The sequence below is a fragment of the Bowmanella denitrificans genome (assembly GCF_039522935.1).
Taxonomy (GTDB): domain Bacteria; phylum Pseudomonadota; class Gammaproteobacteria; order Enterobacterales; family Alteromonadaceae; genus Bowmanella; species Bowmanella denitrificans.
The window spans coordinates 46,833-69,909 of the sequence record NZ_BAAAEI010000024.1 but is presented as its reverse complement, the minus strand read 5'-3'; the positions used below and the strand labels follow the sequence as shown (position 1 = coordinate 69,909).

Genomic DNA, 23,077 nt, shown 5'->3' with positions numbered 1-23,077 from the left:
CATGTTTTCTCGTTATTTTATCGACAGGCCTATATTCGCCTTCGTTATCTCTATATTCGTGGTGTTGGCGGGGCTGGCAGCAATGCGCAGCCTGCCCATTGCCCAGTATCCTGAAATTTCGCCACCTGTGGTGCAGGTGATGGCGGTGTATCCCGGCGCTTCGGCCGAAGTTTTGGAGCAAACCGTCGCTACGCCAATTGAGAATGCCATTACCGGTGTGGAAGGCATGATGTATATGTCATCCACTTCAACCAGTTCAGGGGTGACCACTATTATGGTGACCTTTGAAATTGGTACAGACCCGGATCAGGCTGCGGTGAACGTGAATAACCGCATCAAACAGGTTGAAGCCCGGTTACCGGAAGAAACCCGCCGTCAGGGCGTGGTGGTGGAGAAGGGCTCGTCCAGCTTCTTGCAGGTGCATGCCTTTTATTCACCTGATGGCAGCCGCGAATCCTTATGGACGTCCAACTACGTTACCCTGAATATTCTTGACCAGATTAAACGTATTCCCGGCACCACCAATGTACAGATCTTCGGTGCCAAGGATTACGCCATGCGTATCTGGCTCAAGCCCGATCTGATGAGTCAGCTAGGGGTGACGGTGGAAGAAATTGCCGGTGCCATCAGGGAGCAGAATTCCCAGTATGCAGCGGGTAAGATTGGTTCGACTCCAACATCCAGTAGTCCACAGGAGCTGGTGTACAGCGTGACCGCTCAAGGCCGTCTGACTTCCGCCGAAGAATTTGAACAGATCCTGATTCGCTCTAATCCAGATGGCAGTGCGTTGCGCCTCAAAGATGTGGCCAGAGTGGAGTTGGGCTCTAAAGACTACGACTTCGCCGGACGGATAAACGGCAAAGACGCCGTACTGGTGGGTATTTTCCTGCAGCCTGGCGCTAACGCCCTGGATGTGGCCAAGGAAGTCAATCAAACCGTTGCAGATTTGAAAACCCGTTTCCCGGCCGGCCTGGAACACTCGGTACCTTATGACACCACGCGTTTCGTAGAGGTGTCGATCCGTGAAGTACTGAAAACGCTGGTCGAAGCCATGGTGCTGGTATTCCTGGTGGTGTTCCTGTTCCTGCAGAACTGGCGCGCCACCCTGATCCCGACGCTGGCGGTTCCGGTGTCTTTATTGGGGACCTTTGCTGGTTTGTATATGCTGGGGTATTCCATTAACACCCTGACCTTGTTCGGCATGGTGTTGTCTATTGGTATCGTGGTGGATGACGCCATTGTGGTACTGGAGAACGTCGAACGTATTATGCACGAGGAACACCTGAACGCCCGTGATGCCGCCATTAAGGCCATGCATGAGGTGAGTGGGCCGGTGGTGGCCATCGTGCTGGTGCTTTGTAGTGTATTTGTCCCTATTGCTTTCTTAGGTGGATTGACAGGTGAGCTGTTCCGCCAGTTTGCTATTACTATCTCGATCGCGGTGTCTTTGTCAGGTGTGGTGGCATTGACCATGACACCGGCTTTGTGCGTTATGATTCTGCGTGCAGAGCACAAGAAAACGTCCGGCTTTTTCCAGGGTTTCAACAATTGGTTTCACCGTGTCACCAACAGGTATGTGGGATCCGTCAGCTTCTTCCTGCGTCGCGGTTTACTGGGGCTGACATTGGTCACGGGGATGATTTTAATTACCGGATTTATGTGGAAAGCCACGCCGGGCTCTTTGGTGCCAGACGAAGATCAGGGTTTTTATATTTCTGCGATTTTCCTGCCAGACGGCGCATCTCTGGAGCGTACTGAGGAAGTTGTAGCTGAAGTCCTGGCGGCCATTCAGTCCAATCCGGCCAATGAAAACGTGGTGGCCTTTACCGGTTTTGATTTCATCGGGGGCGGCTATAAAAACAGTGCAGCGACGATTTTCGTCACACAAAAGCATTGGGATGAAAGAGATATCAGTACGCCAGAGCTGGTGGGGGAACTCTTTATGAAGACCGCCCATATTAAAGAAGCACTGGTGCTGGCCTTTAACCCACCGCCGATTTTTGGTTTGAGCAATACCGGCGGATTTGAATTCTACCTGCAGAATCGCGGTGAAGGCGGCACTGAAAAGCTGGTGCAGGCTATGCAGACCATGCAAGGCGCTGCCCAGCAAAGTCCGATTCTGTCAGGGGTACAAACCCTGTGGCGGCCCAATACCCCACAGCTCAAGATCGATGTGGATCGCGAGCAGGCCCACGCTATGGGCGTGCCTATTGATGGTGCTTTTAACGCCCTGGCTGGTACTTTGGGTACTTACTACGTAAATGACTTTAATAAGTTCGGCCGGGCCTGGCAGGTGCTGATGTCAGCCGATGCTGACTATCGGATGTCGCCAGAGGATATTGGCCGCATTTACGTGCGTAGCAAGACCGGTGAAATGGTGCCTATTTCTGCCTTTGCCAATATTGAGTACAGCACAGGGCCTGACAGCCTGGATCGCTACAATAACCTGCCAGCGGTCAAACTGATGGGGGAACCGGCACCAGGCTACAGCTCAGGTCAGGCAATTGCTGAGATTGAACGGATTGCCGCTCAGGTATTACCCCCGGATATCAGCTATGACTGGACAGGCTCAGCCTTCCAGGAAAAGCGTAGCTCAGGTACCACCGGACTGGCGCTGGGTATGGCCGCTATCATGGTGTTCCTGATTCTGGCCGCCTTGTATGAACGCTGGTCATTGCCTTTGTCCGTAATGCTGGCCTTGCCCTTTGGTACTTTCGGTGCCTTGGTGGCGGTCTGGGTCGCTGGGCTGACCAACGACGTCTATTTCCAGATTGGTCTGGTGACGTTATTGGGATTAGCCGGCAAGAACGCGATTTTGATTGTGGAATATGCGCTGATGAAGACGCAGCAGGGCTGGAGTACCAGTACCGCAGCACTGGAAGCGGCGCGCCTGAGGTTCAGACCTATTATTATGACCTCGCTGGCCTTTATTCTTGGGGTGGTGCCACTGGCCTTCAGTTCAGGTGCGGGGGCCGGAGCCAGACATAGTGTGGGTACCGGGGTAATGGGCGGCATGCTGGCTGCCACCTTCCTGGCGGTGTTCTTTCTGCCGTTGTTCTTCTTCTGGCTGACGGAGCGCAAGCTCACCGAAAAACGCAGTCGTCAGCAATTGTCTGACGAGATCGCCAAACACCACAAAGAAGAACATGTGGATACTGATGAGGGGCTGGCGTAAGTCGCCCCTTTTTTCTGGGAGTCAGAATATGCCCTACATTAATGTGCAAATCACCAAAGGTGCCAGCCGTGAACAAAAGGCTGAGTTGGTGAAAGATTTTACCGAATCGCTACAGCGGGTATTAGGTAAGAATCCTGAGCATACCCATATTGTGATCCAGGAAATTGAGGAAGCTGACTGGGGCTTTGCCGGCATGCTGACCGACGACTGGAAACAGCAGCAACAATAACCTGGCTCTTTTCTGCCGGTTTGGCGACTGCCAAAATCGTCTGGGACTATGTTAATATCTTGTCTACAAAACAAGAAAAACATTGAGACCAGTCATATGGTAAGGCGCACTAAAGCCGATGCCGAAGCGACCCGCAGCACCATTTTGGACGCTGCAGAACAGCTTTTCTATGAACAGGGAGTGTCGCGCACTACCCTGGAAAAGATCGCCCGGGCTGCTGGTGTTACCCGCGGCGCAATTTATTGGCACTTTACCGACAAGGCCGACCTGTTCAACGCCATGCTGGAGCGTATCCGGCTGCCATTCAGACAAATGTTGTCTGAACTGGATGAGTCAACCGAAACCGATCCCTTCCTGCGCATTCGCGATGTGATGATCCGCTCACTGCAAATGGTGGGAAGCAGTGAGCAGCACCGCCGGGTACTGACCATTGTCTTTCACCGTTGTGAGTATATTGACGAGCTGAATCCCGCCGTGCGTCAGCAGGAACGTCTCAACAATGAAGTGCATGACACCATGCAGCGTGCTTTCGGCCGGGCAGCCAAGGTAGGGCTGCTTAATCCGGCCATAACACCAACCCTGGCCGCCAGTGCCCTAAATGCCTATCTTAGCGGCCTGATTGCTAAGTATTTATTGCATCCGGAACAATGTGACCTTGCCAATCATGCGGCCGATCTGATCGACGGCCTGCTGCAGGGATTAAAAAAGCCGGGCTAAGCCCGGCTAATGTTTTTATTGCTTCTGTGGTACAAAGAGCTTCTGCACGACCAGGTAGAATACCGGCACCAGGAAGATGGCCAGGAAAGTGGCTGATAACATACCACCTAATACGCCAATACCAATGGCATTGCGGCTGGCTGAACCGGCGCCGCTGCTGATTGCCAGAGGCAGAACCCCTAAAGAGAAGGCCAGTGAGGTCATAATAATAGGGCGTAAACGCAAGCGAATGGCTTCCAGTATCGCCGCTACCAATTCACGTCCCTGGGCTTGCAGTTCACGGGCAAATTCCACAATCAGAATGGCGTTTTTGGATGCCAGTCCCATGGTTGTCAGCAGGCCAACCTGAAAGTACACATCATTTCTCAGCCCCATTGTATGTGCGGCAATCAATGCACCCACTATACCCAGTGGCACCACCAGAATAACCGAAAACGGAATGGCCCAGCTCTCATACAATGCCGCCAGACACAAAAATACCACTAATATGGAAAGTGCATAGAGTCCGGGAGCTTGTGAGCCCGACAGTTTCTCCTGATAGGACGTTGCGGTCCATTCGAAGTCAATGCCGATGGGCAGTTGCGCGATTAACTGCTCCATGCTGGCCATGGCGTCACCTGAGCTGGTGCCAGGTGCCGGTTCGCCCTGAATTTCCATGGCCGGTACGCCGTTGTAGCGTTCCAGACGCTGAGGACCGTAAGTCCAGTGGCTGCTGGCAAAGGAACTAAAGGCAACCATCTCACCGGCATGATTGCGTACATACCAATGTTTCAGGTCTTGTGGGGTCATGCGGAAGCCCGCTTCGGCCTGCACATAGACTTTTTTAACCCGGCCACGGTCGATAAAATCATTTACATAGGTCGAACCCCAGCCCACTGACAATGTCTGGTTGATTTCTGTCAGCGATACACCCAAAGCCTGCGCTTTTAGTTGATCCACGTCGATTTGTAACTGTGGCGCATCCTCCATGCCATTGGGGCGGACCGCCATCAGATTTGGCTGCTGTGCTGCCATGCCCAGCAATTGGTTGCGGGCTTGCAGCAGGGCTTCATGTCCTAATCCGCCACGATCCTGCAGGTACAGATTGAATCCGGTGGCTCTGCCCAGTTCCATAATTGGTGGCAAATTGAAAGCAAAAATCTGTGCATCTTTGACGGTGGAAAAATAGCCCATGGCGCGACCAATTACCGCTTGCACGCTTTGCGTGTCGTCACGTTCTGACCAGTCTTTCAGGCGCACAAACGCCAGACCCACATTCTGCCCGCGGCCAGCAAAGCTAAAGCCGGTAACGGTAAAGGCCGACTGTACTGCCTCTTCCTTGTCGTAATAAGCAGCAACTTTGCGCATCACCTCTTCAGTACGTTCCTGGCTGGCACCTGTGGGGAGCTGCACCATGGTCAGAAAAATTCCCTGATCTTCTTCCGGCAGGAAGGATGAAGGCAGCCGCACAAACAGCAGAGCCATCACGCCAATAATGGCCGCGTAAACCAACATGGAACGCACCGGGCGTTTCAGCATACCGCCAACCATACGCTGATAGCCCTGATTACTGTTGTCAAAACCGCGATTAAACGCGCCGAAGAAACCGCCTTTGTGATGGTGATCGCCCTTGATCGGTTTGAGCATGGTGGCGCACAGCGCCGGGGTAAAGACCAGGGCAACCAGCACAGACAGTGCCATGGCCGACACAATGGTGATAGAAAATTGTTTGTAAATTGAACCCGTGGCGCCACCGAAAAACGCCATGGGTACAAATACCGCCGACAATACCAGGCCTATCCCTACCAGCGCGCCGGTAATCTGGCCCATGGATTTACGGGTGGCTTCTACGGCAGACAAGCCTTCTTCCTGCATCACCCGTTCGACGTTTTCCACTACTACAATGGCATCGTCGACCAACAGACCGATGGCCAATACCATGCCGAACATGGTCAGAGTGTTAATGCTGAAACCAAAAGCGGTCATAATGGCAAAAGTACCGAGCAGCACAACAGGCACGGCCAGGGTTGGGATCAGGGTCGCGCGCAGGTTTTGCAGGAACAGATACATCACCACAAACACCAGTAAGATGGCTTCAAACAGGGTTTGCACTACAGAACTGATGGAAATCTCCACGAAGGGTGTGGTGTCATAGGGGATCTCGACCTTAAGACCTTGCGGGAAATAGGGCTCCAGGTCTGCCAGCGTGGCTCGTACTGCCTTTGCCGTGTCCAGAGCATTGGCACCTGTAGCCATTTCAATCGCAATACCCGACGCTTCCATGCCGTTAAACTTAGCGGACACCGAATAGTCTTCACCGCCAAGTTCAATGCGGGCCACGTCTTTGAGTCGGACCTGCGAACCGTCGGCATTGACCCGCAGCAGAATATTGCCAAATTCTTCAGGGCTGCTCAGACGGCTTTGCGCCAGAATGGCGGCATTGAATTGCTGGCCGGGCAGCGCCGGGGCGCCGCCAAGTTGTCCGGCGGTTACCTGATTATTCTGCACTTTGATGGCGGCGGTTACATCGGCGGGTGTCAACTGATACTGATTGAGTCGGTTGGCATCCAGCCAGACCCGCATCGCATACTGACTGCCAAACACGCGGACATTGCCCACGCCGTTGGTGCGACTGATGGGATCTTTGATATTGGACACCACAAAATCGGCAATATCTGCCCGGCTCATATTGCCGTCTTCAGAAATAAAGCCCAGTACCATCAGGAAGCTACCATTGGACTTAGCCACAGACACACCCTGCTGTTGCACTTCCTGGGGCAGCAATGGAATGGCCCTTTGCAATTTGTTTTGTACCTGCACCTGGGCGATATCTGGATCGGTGCCGGTTTCAAAGGTCAGAGTTACCGTGACATTACCCACGGAATCGCTTTGTGCAGACATATACATCAGGTTGTCCAATCCGTTCATGGATTGTTCTACCACCTGAGTGACCGCGTCTTCAGCCGTACGTGCCGATGCGCCTGGATAGCTGGCACTGATGGTGACGGCGGGTGGCGCAATACGCGGATATTGCTCAACGGGCAGTTGCTTTATCGACAACAGTCCCATCAGCATAATGACAATGGCAATCACCCAGGCGAAAATGGGCCTGTTAATAAAGAAGTTAGCCATGGCGTTATTCTCCTGCCGCTACTGTGGCAGAAGCGGGGGAAGTCGTATCGACAACCTTCACCGTTGCACCGGGCCTGACTTTCTGTAAGCCAGCTACAATGACCCGCTCACCAGTCTGAATACCGCCTTGTGCCAGCCAGCTCTGCTGCACTGGCCTGCCAACCTGGACGATGCGGCTTTCCACCTGATTTTGCGCATTGACCAACATCACAGAAGCTTCGCCTTTGGGAGTGCGAATCAGGGCGCGCTGTGGAATTAACAAGCCCTGCGGCTCAACCCCCAGTTCAACTTTCGCTCTGACAAACATGCCGGGCAGCAATTCGCCGCTGTCGTTGGGGAAAACGGCCCGAATAGTGACCATGCCGGTGCCCGGGTCGACATTGACTTCGGAAAACTGCAGCTTGCCCGGGAAAGGGTAAGTGCTGCCATCATCCAGAATCAGACTGACTTGTGTGCCCTGGTCTTTTTGCAGCTCACCATTTTGCACCTGGCGTTTCAGGGCCATGAGCTCCGTGCTGGACTGGGTCAGATCCACGTAAATGGGGTCCAGTTGGCGGATGGTCGCCAGTCCCTGCGCCTGGTTTGCTGTCAGCAGTGCGCCTTCGGTAACCGCTGAGCGTCCAATCTGACCACTGATGGGGGCAACAATACGGGTGTAGTCAAGGTTGATCTGTGCACTTAGCAGGCTGGCCTTGGCGGCCGCTAATTCCGCTTTGGCTTGCAGCTGCGCAGCCTGAGCATCGTCATAATCCTGGGGGCTGACGGCGTTGGTACTTAGCAGATTGCTGATCCGTTTTGCCTTCAGACCCGCGTTGCGCAGCACGGCTTCGGCTTTAGCCAGATTGGCTTTGGCAGCACTTAAGGTTGCCTGGTAAGGCGCCGGATCGATCTGATACAGCACCTGGCCGGCCTCGACCATCTGACCTTCCTCAAACAGGCGCTTTTGCAGTATGCCACTGACCTGGGGGCGGATCTCTGCCTGGCGAAAGTCCACTGTGCGCCCCGGTAATTCTGTGGACAGGTTGACGGCCTGATGAGTCAGGGTTACAACTTCCACTTCAGGCACGCCCTGAGCCTGTGTCGGCGCTTGATTTTTTTCACACCCGGTCAGACTGATTGCCATCATGCCCGCCAGCACCCAACCTGAATTGCCCCGCATATTTGCCACCTTAAGCATTTGAAAAACGTCCAGTCAGAAATCTAACTTAAGCATTATACATACAAGAATGTATGTATAAAGTGCGTTGACCTTGTTCCACCGGTCAGTGGTCGTGAATTGTACTGCTGAAATATGTACCTTGCGGTTCAGGCTTGTATAACTAAAGAGCTGACTGTTGCTGTAGCCGGTTACCCGAATGGGCTGATGTGCTTGCCTGAGTTGCTTGTTACCGCTAGGCGGGGAGGGGTTGTGACGGGATTTCAACAAAATCCATACTCAAAAGGCAAACAGCCTCTAAACTTTGGGTTATCTGTAGGCTGCAAGTTATTGGCAATATGAAGAAAAGCTGGTGGGGTGCCTGTTGGTTAATAGTGATGTTGTTTGCCCAATGCGGATGGTCTGCCACTCACAGTATGATGCCGCTACTCGCCGTTAGTCAGACCCCTTTGCAACAAAGTATTCAACGCTACGGCGCCGTATCGGCGATACGCCAGGATCCTCAGGGCTACTTCTGGATTGCCACCCGAAATGGCCTGCTCAAGTACAATGGCTATGAAATACGTCGCTTCGCCCATCAGTTTGGTACTCAGGGCGGAATGTCTGCCAATGCCGTCTACGATTTAGAAACCGGCGACCCCGATGCGCTCTGGTTTACTACCCTGGACAAAGGGCTGCACCGGCTGGACTATCGGACTGAGCAGATAGAACACATTGACCTTAGCCGGGCCTTTAGCGACGAAGAGTTTTCGGTTCTGAATATCAGTATGAGCGATAACAAAATCTGGTTGCTCGGCGAATCTAAGCTCAGGTATTTCTCAACCGAGGACAGATTATTACACCAGCTCAATCTGCCACTACCAGGTCGCATTACGCATACCGCCACTGTGGGTGAAACTTTGTATCTGGCATTAGACAATGGTGCGTTGTACCGCTATCAACAGCAACAATTGCAGTTGCTTTTCAACACAGGTGTCGCCAGTGCAATTGATGCTCTGTTTGTTGATGATCGGCATGTTTTTGCGGCGCAAAAAAATCGTCTGTGGACTTATGATCTCAAACAGTCGCACTTGCTACCTTGGCTGGACCTGCAAACCTTTGGCTCAGGTACTTCTGTACACACCATGCACTCGGCGGGGAAAAACGCACTGTGGCTGGCCGGTATAGGATTTGGCCTGGCCGAGTACCGAATCGACACTGGCACCCTGACGCTATATCGGCCCACCCCTGGTATGCCGGAGAGCTTACAGGACTTCCTCACTTCAGCATTGTATCTGGATAACCTGCAAAATCTTTGGGTCGGTAGTGTCTCTTTCGGTGTCTTTCGGGTGCCGCTAAGGCATCGGCAGGTTGAACAGTTTGTTTTTGCAGAAAATCATAGCCCTGCACCGCAACGCATACAGTTATTGTCGGTCAGCGCACAAGGAAGCCTGCTGTTTAACGACAGCAAACAAAAACTGTGGCAATGGTCTGGCAATAGCAGTGAAAGCTTGCAGGATACCGGCATGCGGGATGTGCAGAAGATCCTGGCTTTAGCCAATGGGCAGTCTGTTGTGGTGCGCGGGGAAAAGATTGGCGTGGCAGACAGTCAGTTTAACGTCAGTAAGTGGCATGCATTGCAGGCCCTGCAGGGTAAGCGTTACAACAACATCACTGATGTACTGCAGGATAAAGATGGTTCGCGCGTCTGGTTGGCCAGTTATTACGGCCTGATTGAAGTGGCGTTAAGCACATGGCAGCAAAGGTTACATCCACTTACGCCCATGCAGGGGCGTCTGAGCAGTATCAGCCGTTTACAGCAGACCTCAGACGGGGCTATTTGGGTGGCCTTGCAAAGCCAGGGGCTGCTTAGATTCGATGTTGACGGCGGCCAATGGTCTTATTTTCGTGATGCTCCTTTGCCAGCCAATGGGCTGATGGATATGCAAATTGATGCGCAGGACCGTATTTGGCTGGCCACTAACAGCGGCTGTATGGGGTTTGTTTATCAACAGGCGGGGCTTTCACCGGTTTCGCCCCTGCTTGGGGAGCATGCGCAAACCTCAGAAATTACCTCAGTGCTGGTTAATGGCCGCAGTGAACTTTGGCTCACCTCGGCACAAGGACTGTTTGTTTATGATATGCAGTCCTGGAATTACAGGCTATTCAGTGCAGCTTCCGGCGTGTCTGAAACAATCAGGCCTAAGCAGCTAATGGCGTCTGGCAACCTTGTCTATGCTGCAGGGTCACAGAGCATTAACCGCATCAATCTTAATGTGAGCACGGCATGGTTACCGGCCGACTTCCAATTTTTTGTCGGGGAACTGCAAACTGTCTCAAACAAATTTAATTTGTTGAACCACAGCGGCAGCTTGCCACCTATAAGCTATGACCAGCGACAGGTAAGGTTATCATTGGCCGCCAACTCCAGTGATGATCTGGCAAAGCTGTTTTTTCAATACAAGCTGGGTGACAGTGCCATTGCCTGGAGTCTGCCCACCGACAACAACCGACTGGATTTGCTGGGCCTGGGGCCGGGGCAGCATATATTAAGCATTCGTGCCTTTTCAGTGGACAATCCTGAAACCTATGCACAACACCAGCTTTCACTGCATATTCTGCCGCCATGGTGGAAGAGCACGCTGGCTTATTTATGCTACTGGGCGGTCGCAATATCTGTGGCTTCGCTGGCATTGTATCTTTGGTGGCAAAGGAAGCGCGCTCAGGATGCCTGGCTGGCCAGTTTGCAGGAAAAAGAGCAGCAACTCAGCCTGGCACTATGGGGTACCGGGGATGAACTATGGGACTGGCAACTGCACAAAGCCAGCCTGCAAAGACGTAATGCTCTGGCGGAATTCCCCCATCTTTGCGGGGCAAACAGTATGGATGAGCGGAGCCAGCACATTCACCCCTCTGATCAGGCCCAAATGCAGGCAGCGCTGCAAAGTCATCTGCAGGGTAATTCTCAGTATTATCAGGCCTCGTATCGTTTGCGCACCCGAAGTGGAGAATGGCTGTGGGTGCTAGACAGAGGAAAAGTCACCGAACGAACCGCCGATGGCCAGGCCCGGCGCATGGTGGGGACTTTGCAGATTATTCATAAGCTAAAAACCGCAGAATTGTCATTAAAGCAGCTTAATGAAAATCTGGAGCACCTGGTGCAGGAACGAACGGCCGAACTGGCCAGTGCCAATGGACTGCTGCAAACAACCATTGAGGAACTGAAACACACCCAGCGTGAATTGGTGGAAGTGGAGAAAATGGCTTCGCTTGGCTCTCTGGTGGCAGGTTTGGCTCATGAAATAAATACCCCGCTAGGCGTGGTGATCACCTCTATTTCCAGTGTTGAACATCTGGTCGTGACCTTGCAAGACATGCGCAAACAAAAAACCTTGTCAGCCGCTGAATTTGATCAGCGAAATAAGCAAATTTTGCAGGGGTGTCTGCTGGCCAGTGAAAATCTGCGCAGAATTAACCGACTGGTCGAGTCTTTCAAAAAGCTGGCGGTGAACTTTGCTGATAAGCGACTGCAACCTGTTCATTTGGCTTCTTTGTTTGGCACCATTAAAAGTGCGATTCAGGGGCAGTTGAACCAGGCTGGGTTCAAGCTGGACATCAAGGTGCCTGCCGATTTGACCATTCAAAGCTATCCGGCCGTTTTGCAGGATATTATGCTGGAGATGGTAAACAACAGTCTGAAACATGCAAAAACCAGCAGCGAAGGAACCATTCTGATCCAAGTACAATATGCCAAGGGAGAGTGCCGATGGTGCTATGCCGATAATGGCCAGCCTATTGCCCCGGAGTTGTCCAACAGCATGTTCGAACCTTTTGTGACCGGGGCCAGGCGGGAAGGCAATGCCGGGCTGGGACTGAACCTGGTATTCAATCTGGTTACCCAAACTCTGAAAGGCAAAATTCGCTATGAGGTCAGCGGCGATACCGGTCAGTTTGTGATGGTCTGGCCATGTGATGCTGAAGCCGGAAAAAAGGAATGGGCAATTAACTCTTGACCTCAACTTAGCTTGAGGAATTAGCCTGCGCTAAATTTCAAAACAAAGGCGCAGTAATATGACTCCAATAGATTTGCAACAGTACTTACAACGTATTGCTTTCCAGCAATCATTAGCCCCCGACCTGGACACTCTGTCTGCACTGGTACAAAAACACACCCAAACTATTCCTTTTGAGAATTTGGATGCGTACCTGGGGCTGCCGGTAGAGCTGTCAACTGAGGTGATTCAACACAAATTGGTCGGACAAAGCCGCGGTGGTTATTGTTATGAGCAAAATGCGCTGTTTCGCTCCGTGCTAAACGCCATTGGCATGCAAGTAACCAGTCTGGCAGCCAGAGTCAGATGGGGTGTACCGGAGGAAGTCGAAACCCCTGCATCACATATGTTGTTGCTGGTTAACCTGGCTGGGGTGGACTACCTGGTAGATGTAGGCTTTGGTGTGACAACGCCGACAGCGCCCTTACAACTGAACAAACGCGAGGTTCAGGTCACCCCGCATGGCAATTACAAAATAACGGAACAGGCCGGTAGTTATGAACTGGCCTTTCAGCAAGCAGATGGCTGGCTGACCTTGTATCGGTTTACCTTACAGCCACAACAAAACGCCGACTATAAGGTGTTTAACTGGTATGTTTCCACTCACCCTGACTCTGTGTTTGTGAAAAATCTGGTGGCGGCAAAAGTGATAGATGAACGCCGTTATACCCTGCGAAACAACGAGCTAAAATGTTATCGCCAGGGCCACCCGCCACAAGTGACGGTACTGGCTGGCGCCGAGCAGATCCAGACGTGTTTGCGTGACTATTTTAATATCACTCCGCCAGCCGGTCTGTATAACAAACTCGTTCAGTTGACGGAGGAGCAAGCGCTGCTGGCGGATGCCTGCTGACGCTGACAGATAGTACCAGGGTATGGCTTCTTAACATTAAGGAATAGGCGCTAAATACTGATTTTGGCTAAGGTGGTCATAGTTAAGACCAAGGCGGCACCGCCCAAGAGAAAGCTCCGATGAAGTATGCGCTGATACTGCTGTTACTCAGTCAACTGGCCTTTGCCGAAACAGATTGCCGGTTTAACAAGCTGAGCATTGACAAGGCCTTTGCTATGGGACGCTTTAAACAATGTCAGCAGTTAGCGCCTAATCGCTATAAGCTCACCCTGGCACCGGAAAATCTGCCTATTAATCCCAGCCCTTGGTACGCCTTTCGACTGGACAGTGCCCAGTCACAGCGTATTGAACTGGAATTGCAGACTGAGCATGGCACCCCCAGGTATCTGCCTAAATTCAGTCTGGATAAACTGCACTGGCAACCGCTGGAATACCAACTGGAAGGTAACAGCATGCTGGTAAGCATGACACTGAATAAGGGACAGGTCTGGGTGGCCGGGCAGGAGATTCTGGACAACCAACACTACCAGCACTGGTTGTCGGCACCATCCTTTGCCGACCTGAGTGAATTTGAGCTGGGTAGAACGGTTAATGGCCAGCCGTTACAGGGTTTGGTGCATAGGGGGCAAAGTAACGAGTGGCTTATCTTGATTGGGCGTCAACATCCCCCGGAAATTACCGGTGCTATGGCCATGACAGCCTTTGTCGATGAGTTATTTACGGTTAATTCGCAAAGCGCTAAGTTTCTTCAGCATTTTAACCTGCTGCTGGTGCCGAATATGAATCCCGATGGTGTGGCGGCCGGCAACTGGCGTCATAACGCCGGGGGCGTCGATTTGAACCGTGACTGGTTTAGTCGCGAGCAACCTGAAACGCAGGCTGTGCACCAATATTTGCAACAGATTCAGGCGCAGGGCGGCAAAATACGTTTTGCCGTGGATTTTCACTCTACCCATAAGGACGTTTTCTATACCATGCCCGCGGATTATGGGCTGGCATCTGCGGATCTGGCAGAACGGTGGCTGACCGGCCTGGCCGATAAGGTGAAACCTTTCCCTATCCGCATTCAGCCCGGTCATAACAAAAACCGCGGCGTATTTAAGCAATATATCGCGGATACCTACGCCGTGCATGCGGTTACCTATGAGGTCGGTGACAATACTGACAGACAAGATATTCAGCTTGTGGCCCGGGCTGCGGCTCAGGAGCTGATGCAACTGCTGCTTGCCAACTAACTGTATCGTCTTGCTTACACCTTGGAGGGAAGGCGGCGCGCTAACTAAGCTGCGCTGTGCTGTGGAGACTGATTCTCTGCAGGTTGTTAGCTTTCAACACGGGGTTAACATCTCTAAAATTAAAAAGTAACAAAATATTTACAATTTGACAGCGTTGTCATATAGATTTTTTGCTGTTTTATAAGCATCAATCGATCTAGCAGAATCTTTGCTTAATTTTTGACCATTATTTTTACTTATTGCGCCCATAGATTTTGGGTTAACGGCAGTAAAACAATAAATAATCAGAGGAATCAAAATGTTAAGTGAAAGGAAAAAAAGTTTGTTGGCAACATTAGTCACACTTGCCTTCAGCCCACAACTGCTTGCCGATGCACAACTGCTCAGCACTCCCGCCGACACCACAGTAGCCAATCAATACATAGTGGTGTTAAAAGACAGCGCAGTGTCTCCCTTTGCATCCAGCGCTGATTTTGTCACGCAAAGTGCCAGAAGTGCCGCAGGTGTTACCGCTGGTCAGGTGACTGCGGAGTTTCATCACAGTGTCAAAGGCTATGCCATTACCACCGACGCACAGAGTATTCAGCAGTTGTTACAGCGAGATGAAGTGGATTACATCGAGCCGGTACAAATTTTTCGTACCACCGCGCAACAATCAAACCCACCCTGGGGGCTGGACAGGCTGGATCAACAGAATCTGCCTCTGAGTAATAGCTATCGTTATGACCTCAACGGCAGCGGCGTTAATGCTTATGTTATTGATACAGGCATTAATACCAGCCACACTCAGTTCAGTGGCCGCATTGGCAGCACTGTCACTACTGTGGGAAATAGTGCCGAAGACTGTAATGGCCATGGTACTCATGTGGCCGGTACGATTGGTGCGTCCACCTATGGGGTGGCTAAACAGGTACGCTTGAACTCCGTTAAGGTGTTTGGTTGCAGTGGCGAAACGACTTCAACCGCCATAGTGCAGGGCATTGATTGGGTGGTGGCCAATGCGCAGCGTCCGGCAGTGGCGAATATGAGCCTTGGTGGCGGTGCTTCCACCGTATTGGATCAGGCCACCAACCGCCTGATTCAGCAGGGCATCGTTACGGTAGTGGCGGCAGGCAACGACAATTCAGATGCCTGCTCTTTCTCGCCAGCCAGGGTGTCCGGTGCAATGACGGTAGGGTCGACGACCAGCAGCGACAGCCGCTCGTCTTTTTCCAACTGGGGGAGTTGCGTCAACATCTTTGCGCCAGGTTCGAATATTCTGTCGACCTGGATTGGTGGTAGCAGTGCCACCAACAGTATCAGCGGTACCTCAATGGCCAGTCCGCATGTGGCCGGTGTAGCAGCATTGTATCTGCAACAGAATCCACAGGCCGGTACTTCACAGGTTGCCCAGGCCATATACAGCAATGCAGCTAGTGGCAAAATTTCCGGTACCAATGGTACTGTCAACCGTCTGGCCAACACCGAATTCTTGTTTGGTGGGGTTGGCGACAATCAGCCACCGGTGGCTTCATTCAGTGTCAGTACCAATGGTCTGACCGTTAACCTGCAGGACAGCTCCACCGACGACGGTGGGGTCGTCAGTTGGAACTGGCAATTTGGTGATGGGCAAACATCGACGCAGCAAAACCCCAGCCACACATACGCATCCTCTGGTAGCTACCAGATCAACCTGACCGTAGCTGATCAACAAGGATTGCAAAACAGTACCAGCCGCACCGTGAATGTCAGCGATGGCAATAACGGTGGTTGTAACGGCGTACCTGCCTGGTCTGCGACTACCTCGTATCAGGCCGGCGATAAAGTGGTGTACAACGGCCGTACTTATGAAGCAACCTGGTGGTCAACCGGCGCCCGCCCTGATGTATTCAGCAATGTCTGGCGTGATCTCGGTGTATGCGATGGCAATGGTGGTGATCAACCACCGGTGGCTGATTTCAGCTATAGTGTTAGCGGCTTGACCGTGACCTTCAGCGATCAGAGTAGCGACGACCAGGGTATTGCATCCAGGGCCTGGAATTTTGGTGATGGGCAAAACTCGACTCAGCAGAATCCGGTGCATCAATACGCTCAGGCGGGTAACTACAGCGTTCAGCTCAGTGTCACTGATACCAATGGAGCGACGCGCAGCACCACCAAACTGGTGAATGTCTCGACCGGCGGTGGAGACTGCCAGGGGCTGCCGGTATGGAGCGCTTCAACAGTGTATCTGGCTGGTGCCCAGGTGCAGCATAACAATCAGGGTTATCAGGCTAAGTGGTGGACACAAGGCGATGATCCGGCCAGTAACTCAGGCACCTGGGATGTCTGGGAATCGCTGGGCAGTTGCCAGTAAGCGAATTTGAAGGGGGCATCGCCCCCTTTTTATCTATCAGTTGGCCTGGTACTGCTCTGTCCAGTGCACAACAAAGTCAATCAAAGTACGCAATCGGGTAGAAATCAAGTCTCTGTCACGATACAGCAGGTATATGGGTCTGGTTTGTCCCTGCCAGTCGGGTAGGCAATTCAATAATTTTTCCTGCTCCGGTTGATGGTACTGATACCCGGGCAGCAGGCATATACCCTGATTCGCTGCCGTCAACTTCAGGGCCACCAGATTGTCGTCCACGCTGATATGGGGATGTGGTCTGAAGGTGAAGTCTTCAGCGTTATGTATGTGCCTGAAATGCCAGAGGTTGATGGGATCGGAGACGATCAGGCGGTGTTGCGCCAGTTGCCGTGGGTGGGTCAGCGAACCTGCCTGTTGCAGATAATCGCGGGTAGCCAGCAGATGCAAACTGGTTTGCCAGACTTGTCTTGCCACCCAATCACTGTCGGCTGGAATACCGGCACGAAATGCCAAATCTACTCTGTCACTAACCAAATCCAGATTGTGGTTGGACAGCTTCAGTTGTAAGCGCAGATTGGGGTGCTGGTGTAAAAAGTCGCTCAGACACTGGCCCAGCCAGTTTTGCACCATGGTATTGGGAGCGGTCACGCAAAGTCGGCCACACATACCGTGATGCTGAACATTCAGGCTATCACCGGCACGGGTTAAATCGGCAACCAGCGGCCCGCATTGTTCAATATAGCTCTGGCCCGCCGCCGTGAGCTTGAACTGGTGAGCGTTACGTTCCAGCAAGCGACTTCCTAGTTGTTGCTCCAGTCGTTTCAGCCGTCGGCTTAGTGTGGCAATGGGGATGTCCATGACCTGCGCCGCCTGTGTCAGACTGGGGTACTGGGCCGCCATCACAAACAGGTGCAAGTCATCCAATGAATAGTTAGTTTTCATTTTTGAGAATTCAACTTGAAAAATTGCTTATATCTTGATGAAAGCAAAATATATAAGCTGCCTTTCTGCTCATCAAGCGATTGAAATATTCATGCACATTCGTGAGTCCTGGCTGTGGTTAATGGCCATAACCTGTATTTTTTTCTGGGGAGGCAATTTCAATGCGGCCGAAGCCATAGCCGGGGAAGTCCCCGCCCTGACGGCAGCGGCCGAACGTTTTGTGATTGCTGCAGCGATTTTGTTACTGCTCAGGTTGATGCGTGGTCGAGGCGAATCCATATTAAGTGCCAATCAGCAGCTTTGGCTGATTGCCTTGGGTGGATTAGGTGTGTTTGGTTTTAATTATGCCTTTTTCCTTGGCTTGCAGCAGACATCTGCTCTAAATGGTGCATTGATAATGGCGGCCAGCCCGCTGGTGACTAATCTGTTGTCGGTGTGGATATTGGGCACCCGCATGCGCTGGATAAGCGTGCTGGGCATACTGGTCGGCCTGGCGGGCGTCAGTCTGGTTATAACCGGTAATCAATGGCAGAGCATTCAGGTGGCCAAAGGGGACCTGTACATGTTGGTTGCCTGTTTGTGCATGTGCAGTTTTACCGTGCTAAGCAAAAAACACGCTGCGGCTGTTCCGCCCATGCAGTTAACTCGCTGGACCATCACGGTGGGCACCCTGATGCTTTGTGTTGCGGCGCTGCTGGTGGAACAACCCCTTACACTGATACCTGCACTCAGTCTGCATACCCATTTGTTATTGGTGTATATGGGCGTGTTTGGTACGTTTGTGGCTTATGCATTCTGGTTACAGGCGTTGCAAGGCATAGGTCCTGACAGATTGTCACTATGTTTTAACCTGGTACCGGTATTTACCTTACTTATCAGCCTCGTGATGGGCCACTATCCCAATGCTGCCCAGATGGTGGGGATGATGCTGGTTATCACCGGTGTTATGCTTGGCAGCGGCTTGTTTCGCCGCCTGGTCACTCCGGGTTTGGGTTTTCAAAAAAGCAATTGAGTGCAGGAATGAAGAAAGGACATCTTAAGGTTGGCAGCAAAGGCTGGTGGGCATTAGCCGTATTGCTGGTGGGCGGATTTGTCACCATATTTGATGCCTTTGTGGTGAATGTGGCCATGCCCAGTATTCAGCAGGACTTACAGGCTGACTTTTCCGATCTGGCTATGGTGATCGCCGGCTATGAGCTGGCATTAGGCGCGTTGCTGATTGCCGGGTGCAGGTTGGGTGACCGCTTTGGACGCAAACGAGTATATCTGCTTGGCATGCTGGGGTTTGGGCTGGCATCCGGGCTTTGTGGTATTGCTGTCACGGCCTGGCACCTGATTGTAGCCAGGCTGATACAAGGTGCGGCGGCGGCCATGCTGTTGCCGCAGATCTATGCCCTGATTCGGGTGAATTTTGACCAGCATGCCAGCGCTAAAGCATTTGGCCTGCTGGGTATGACGCTTGGACTGGCGGCCATTGCCGGACAAGTGCTGGGTGGCTGGATGGTGGAAGCCAATCTGCTGGGATGGGGCTGGCGCAGTGTGTTTCTGGTTAACCTGCCGATTGCACTGGCAGTGTTATTGGCCGGGGTGCTGATCGCAGAATCAAAAGGACCTCAGGGGATCGGGATGGATTGGCCGGGGATATTGATTGCGAGCACTGCTCTGCTGGCCTTGCTACTGCCCATGCTTAAAGGCCCGGCACTAAACTGGCCGGTTTGGACCTGGTGTTCGCTGGGATTGTCTTTGTTGCTGCTTTACTGGTTTGTCAGACATCAGGCCAGGTTAAGGGCGCGGGGACAATGGGCGGTAATGGATTTGTCATTGCTCAGGCAACCTGGCCTGGCGATGGGCACCTGTCTGGTGTTGTTGATTTATTCTGCTGCGGCCTCGTTGTTTCTTTGTATCGCACTGCTGCTGCAACAAGTGATGGGCTTAACCCCTTCTGCCGCCGGTTATGCATTCGCGCCAGCCAGTCTGGCCTTTCTGCTGGCCTCCTGGGTGTCACCGAAGCTGGTCAGACGAATCGGCATTTATGCCATGGCCATTGGCGCCGGCATGTATGCGCTGGGAATCGGCCTGGTGATCTGGCAGGTGAACAGTGCTGAGTTGGCTGCGTTGTCGCTGCTGCCCGCCTTTATTCTGATTGGTGCCGGGCAGGGGCTGTGCATGACGCCATTACTGAATTTGCTGCTGGGCAGGTTGCCAACGGAACTGGCTGGTATGGCGTCAGGCTGGATATCAACCATGCAACAAGTGGGTGGTGCTATCGGTGTGGCCCTGGTGGGCATCTTGTATGCTGATGCGTTGGCCCAGTGGAATGGCAATCAGGGCCAGGCGTTTGCCCAGGCTATGCTGTTTAATCTTTGCGCCACCTCGCTGGCGTCTATTATGTTTCTCCGCATGGCCTGGCATAGTCGTCAGCAGCGATTAGCCTCTGCTGTGCAGGATGCCGGATAGTGTCAGGCGTGTCGCAGGTAAATATCAAAGCGATTGGCTTTACCTTGCATTTCCAACTGCGGTTTGTGGTTGTTTAGATAAGGGGCACCAGACGGGCGTTTAACCACCACACGTTTTTGTGCTAACTGCAGTGCAGGCGTCAGCAACGTATCTGCGTCAAGGTCCGGCCCAAGCAGTAATTGAAACAGGCGCATTTCTTTTTTAACCAGCGCCGATTTTTTGCGATGTGGAAACATCGGATCCAGGTACACCACATCGGGCGGTGTGCCTTCCCAGCTATGCAGCTTGTCCAGGGCAGACGCAGGCAACAGCCTGAGTCTGTCCGGTAGCCACTGCCCCAGCTCCGGGTCCTGAGCCGCGCGCCGCAGACCGTCATCCAGCAAGGCCGCGACGGCATTGACCCGCTCCAGCATAGTAACCTGACAACCCAGGCTGGCCAGAATAAAGGCGTCACGACCAAGACCCGCGGTGGCGTCCAGTACTTGTGGACGATAGCCTGGCTTAATGCCTACCGCCTTGGCCACGGCTTCGTTTTTGCCGCCGCCATGCTGGCGCCGCCAGGCCATGGCATCACTGGCAAAATCCACTTGTACTGTGCCCATTTTGGCATCATCCAGGGTTTTCAGATGCAGGCCCTGGTCGTCCAGCCACAATACCAGACCCATTGCTGCATCAGGATTGATTGGCAACTGCCAGCGTTCTGCCAGGCTTTGTGCCTGAGCCGACAAACTGGGATCGGCGGGTAACAGTGGAATTTGACTCATCAGGCGTGTCCGTAGTCTTCGCGGTGGGCCAGCCAGCGGTTAATCACCGCCTGAGCCTGGGCCGGATAATGCTGCCACAGTTGATTGGCCATCTGCTGCACCTGCGGAATAAGGTGAGCATCTCGCACCAAATCGGCAATTTTCAAGTCTGCCAGGCCGGTTTGTTTGGTTCCCAGCAGCTCGCCGGGGCCGCGGATCTCCAGATCGCGCTGGGCGATAAGAAAGCCGTCATTACTTTCGCGCAAGACCGCCAGGCGTTTACTCGCGGTTTTAGATAAGGGCGACTGGTACATCAGCACACAATGACTTTCCACCGAACCACGTCCAACCCGGCCGCGCAATTGGTGCAGTTGTGCCAAACCCAGACGCTCGGGATTTTCAATGATCATCAGGCTGGCATTAGGCACATCTACCCCCACCTCAATGACCGTGGTGGCTACCAGTAAATCCAGTTCACCGTCTTTGAAAGCTTGCATAACCTGCTGTTTTTCTTTGGCTTTCAGGCGACCGTGGACCAGGCCGACTTTCAGTTCAGGCAGTGCCATGGCGAGCGCCTGAGCGGTATCTTCGGCGGCCTGGCATTGCAGCACTTCGGATTCTTCAATCAAGGTGCACACCCAGTACACCTGGCGGCCTTCGCTCTGGCAAGCTTCCCGCACCCGGTAGACCACCTCGTCGCGGCGACTGTCAGGAATCACTACGGTTTTCACCGGCGTTCTTCCTGGCGGCAGCTCGTCAATCACTGAGGTATCTAAATCTGCATAGGCCGTCATGGCCAGTGTGCGGGGAATCGGCGTGGCCGTCATAATCAACTGATGCGGTGCCATGCCCTGTTGCTGACCTTTCTCGCGCAGCGCCAGGCGCTGATGCACACCAAATCTGTGTTGCTCGTCGATGATCACCAGCGCCAGATGGTGGAAGGTCACGGTTTGCTGGAAAATGGCATGGGTGCCCACCAACATTTTAATGTCCCCGCCCTCTAACTGGGTAAGCAGGGCCTCACGAGCTTTGCCTTTCAGCTTGCCAGCCAGCCAACCCACCTCAATGCCCAGTGGTGCAAGCCAGTGACGGAAGTTATTGGCATGTTGTTCGGCCAACAGTTCGGTGGGCGCCATCATTGCCACCTGATAGCCGCTGCCAATGGCTGTCAGGGCGGCAAGCGCTGCCACCAGGGTTTTTCCCGAGCCCACATCGCCTTGCACCAGTCGCATCATCGGCCGCGGCCTGAGCATATCCTGTTGAATCTCTTCCACCACTCTGCGCTGTGCGCCGGTGGGGGCAAATGGCAGCGAGCCGAGAAAACGTTGCAACATCGCAAAGTCAGGTTGCAGCGACAGCGCAGGCTGTAAATCGCTGTTTTGCCGCACTTTTAATACGCTCAAATGATGAGCCAGCAGCTCTTCCAGGATCAGACGTTGCTGGGCCGGATGTTCACCGTTTTCCAGCAAGGCCAGACTGACCTCGGGACCTGGCCTGTGCACCAGCTGCAAGGCCTGTTCCAGGCTAATCTGGTTTTGGTACATACCGTCGGGCAGTAATTCTGCCAGGCCACCTTTGTGCAGCAAAGCCAGCGCCTGTTCAGTGAGGTTACGCAGACTTAACTGCTTCAACCCTTCAGTGGTAGGGTAAATAGGTGTATAGGCTTCTTCCACAGCCTGCTCGGGGCTGTCTTGTTTGTGTATCCTGTACTCTGGGTGCATCATTTCCAGGCCGTATTTGCCGCGGCGAATCTCACCAAAACAACGGATACTCAGGCCTGGCTTTAGTGATTCCCGCTGGGCGGCATTGAAATGAAAAAATCTCAGGGTCAGGCTGCCGGTGGCATCCTTAACCCTGACGGTGAGCATTCGTTTTTTACCAAACTGAATGTCACTGGAGATTATTTCAGCCTCGATGCTGGCATGGATCAGTGGCATCAAGTCCGCTATCGGGTATATACGGGTACGGTCCTCGTAGCGCAGCGGCAGATGAAACAGCAGGTCCTGTACTGTGACCAGACCAAGCTTCTGCAACTTTTCCGCAACCTTGCTTCCTACCCCTTTAAGCTCGGTAACTTTCCGATATGCCAGTGACTGCAT

At 52.9% G+C, this 23,077-nt stretch carries 14 protein-coding genes; 9 read left to right on the top strand and 5 right to left on the bottom strand.

Annotated features, from left to right (window positions below; translation table 11 throughout):
* The first annotated feature begins 1 nt into the window (after window position 1).
* From ABD028_RS19945 to ABD028_RS19935, 3 genes are all read left to right on the top strand, one after another.
* The gene (locus ABD028_RS19945; RefSeq protein ID WP_343847210.1) at window positions 2-3,175 is read left to right on the top strand and encodes an efflux RND transporter permease subunit; all 3,174 of its coding nucleotides are present in this window, start codon (window positions 2-4) and stop codon (window positions 3,173-3,175) included.
* 28 nt (window positions 3,176-3,203) lie between these two features.
* Window positions 3,204-3,404, top strand: a complete 201-nt coding sequence (locus ABD028_RS19940; RefSeq protein WP_343847209.1) for a tautomerase family protein — start codon at window positions 3,204-3,206, stop codon at window positions 3,402-3,404.
* A gap of 96 nt (window positions 3,405-3,500) precedes the next feature.
* Window positions 3,501-4,121 carry a TetR family transcriptional regulator gene (locus tag ABD028_RS19935; protein WP_102797738.1) on the top strand — a complete coding sequence of 207 codons (621 nt, stop codon included), beginning with the start codon at window positions 3,501-3,503 and terminating at the stop codon, window positions 4,119-4,121.
* Between the two features lie 15 nt (window positions 4,122-4,136).
* Here ABD028_RS19935 and ABD028_RS19930 read toward each other — a convergent pair whose 3' ends face one another.
* Together ABD028_RS19930 and ABD028_RS19925 are read right to left on the bottom strand one after the other, a co-directional pair.
* A complete protein-coding gene (locus ABD028_RS19930) occupies window positions 4,137-7,232 on the bottom strand; it encodes an efflux RND transporter permease subunit (RefSeq protein ID WP_343847208.1) in 3,096 nt (1,031 codons plus the stop codon).
* Window positions 7,233-7,236: 4 nt separating this feature from the next.
* Window positions 7,237-8,391 (bottom strand): efflux RND transporter periplasmic adaptor subunit, encoded by a 1,155-nt coding sequence (locus ABD028_RS19925; protein ID WP_343847207.1) that lies wholly within the window; start codon window positions 8,389-8,391, stop codon window positions 7,237-7,239.
* A gap of 335 nt (window positions 8,392-8,726) precedes the next feature.
* Between ABD028_RS19925 and ABD028_RS19920 the strand changes: the two genes are divergently transcribed.
* From ABD028_RS19920 to ABD028_RS19905, 4 genes are all read left to right on the top strand, one after another.
* Window positions 8,727-12,380 carry a PAS domain-containing protein gene (locus ABD028_RS19920; RefSeq protein WP_343847206.1) on the top strand — a complete coding sequence of 1,218 codons (3,654 nt, stop codon included), beginning with the start codon at window positions 8,727-8,729 and terminating at the stop codon, window positions 12,378-12,380.
* 58 nt (window positions 12,381-12,438) lie between these two features.
* Window positions 12,439-13,272 (top strand): arylamine N-acetyltransferase family protein, encoded by an 834-nt coding sequence (locus tag ABD028_RS19915; protein WP_343847205.1) that lies wholly within the window; start codon window positions 12,439-12,441, stop codon window positions 13,270-13,272.
* A gap of 119 nt (window positions 13,273-13,391) precedes the next feature.
* Window positions 13,392-14,507, top strand: a complete 1,116-nt coding sequence (locus ABD028_RS19910; protein ID WP_343847204.1) for a M14 family metallopeptidase — start codon at window positions 13,392-13,394, stop codon at window positions 14,505-14,507.
* 322 nt (window positions 14,508-14,829) lie between these two features.
* Window positions 14,830-16,842, top strand: a complete 2,013-nt coding sequence (locus tag ABD028_RS19905; protein WP_343847203.1) for a S8 family serine peptidase — start codon at window positions 14,830-14,832, stop codon at window positions 16,840-16,842.
* A gap of 36 nt (window positions 16,843-16,878) precedes the next feature.
* Here the strand turns inward: ABD028_RS19905 and ABD028_RS19900 are convergent, their stop codons facing one another.
* Window positions 16,879-17,778, bottom strand: coding sequence for a LysR family transcriptional regulator (locus ABD028_RS19900; RefSeq protein WP_343847202.1), 900 nt, complete (start codon window positions 17,776-17,778; stop codon window positions 16,879-16,881).
* Between the two features lie 91 nt (window positions 17,779-17,869).
* On the opposite strand from ABD028_RS19900, the gene ABD028_RS19895 reads away from it, so the two are divergent.
* Window positions 17,870-18,790 (top strand): DMT family transporter, encoded by a 921-nt coding sequence (locus ABD028_RS19895; protein ID WP_343847201.1) that lies wholly within the window; start codon window positions 17,870-17,872, stop codon window positions 18,788-18,790.
* Between the two features lie 8 nt (window positions 18,791-18,798).
* On the top strand, window positions 18,799-20,235 hold the full coding sequence (locus ABD028_RS19890; protein WP_343847200.1) for an MFS transporter: 1,437 nt from the start codon (window positions 18,799-18,801) through the stop codon (window positions 20,233-20,235).
* 2 nt (window positions 20,236-20,237) lie between these two features.
* Here ABD028_RS19890 and ABD028_RS19885 read toward each other — a convergent pair whose 3' ends face one another.
* A complete protein-coding gene (locus ABD028_RS19885) occupies window positions 20,238-20,999 on the bottom strand; it encodes a class I SAM-dependent methyltransferase (RefSeq protein ID WP_343847199.1) in 762 nt (253 codons plus the stop codon).
* Window positions 20,999-23,077, bottom strand: a complete 2,079-nt coding sequence (gene recG / locus ABD028_RS19880; RefSeq protein ID WP_343847198.1) for an ATP-dependent DNA helicase RecG — start codon at window positions 23,075-23,077, stop codon at window positions 20,999-21,001. The genes ABD028_RS19885 and recG overlap by 1 nt, the downstream gene beginning before the upstream one ends.

Bases quoted from the DNA above. Each gene is read 5' to 3' on its own strand.
- ABD028_RS19945 (WP_343847210.1), top strand. From the start codon at position 2: ATGTTTTCTCGTTATTTTATCGACAGGCCTATATTCGCCTTCGTTATC.
- ABD028_RS19940 (WP_343847209.1), top strand. From the start codon at position 3,204: ATGCCCTACATTAATGTGCAAATCACCAAAGGTGCCAGCCGTGAACAA.
- ABD028_RS19935 (WP_102797738.1), top strand. From the start codon at position 3,501: ATGGTAAGGCGCACTAAAGCCGATGCCGAAGCGACCCGCAGCACCATT.
- ABD028_RS19930 (WP_343847208.1), bottom strand. From the start codon at position 7,232: ATGGCTAACTTCTTTATTAACAGGCCCATTTTCGCCTGGGTGATTGCC.
- ABD028_RS19925 (WP_343847207.1), bottom strand. From the start codon at position 8,391: ATGCGGGGCAATTCAGGTTGGGTGCTGGCGGGCATGATGGCAATCAGT.
- ABD028_RS19920 (WP_343847206.1), top strand. From the start codon at position 8,727: ATGAAGAAAAGCTGGTGGGGTGCCTGTTGGTTAATAGTGATGTTGTTT.
- ABD028_RS19915 (WP_343847205.1), top strand. From the start codon at position 12,439: ATGACTCCAATAGATTTGCAACAGTACTTACAACGTATTGCTTTCCAG.
- ABD028_RS19910 (WP_343847204.1), top strand. From the start codon at position 13,392: ATGAAGTATGCGCTGATACTGCTGTTACTCAGTCAACTGGCCTTTGCC.
- ABD028_RS19900 (WP_343847202.1), bottom strand. From the start codon at position 17,778: ATGAAAACTAACTATTCATTGGATGACTTGCACCTGTTTGTGATGGCG.
- ABD028_RS19895 (WP_343847201.1), top strand. From the start codon at position 17,870: ATGCACATTCGTGAGTCCTGGCTGTGGTTAATGGCCATAACCTGTATT.
- ABD028_RS19890 (WP_343847200.1), top strand. From the start codon at position 18,799: ATGAAGAAAGGACATCTTAAGGTTGGCAGCAAAGGCTGGTGGGCATTA.
- ABD028_RS19885 (WP_343847199.1), bottom strand. From the start codon at position 20,999: ATGAGTCAAATTCCACTGTTACCCGCCGATCCCAGTTTGTCGGCTCAG.
- recG (WP_343847198.1), bottom strand. From the start codon at position 23,077: ATGCAGTCACTGGCATATCGGAAAGTTACCGAGCTTAAAGGGGTAGGA.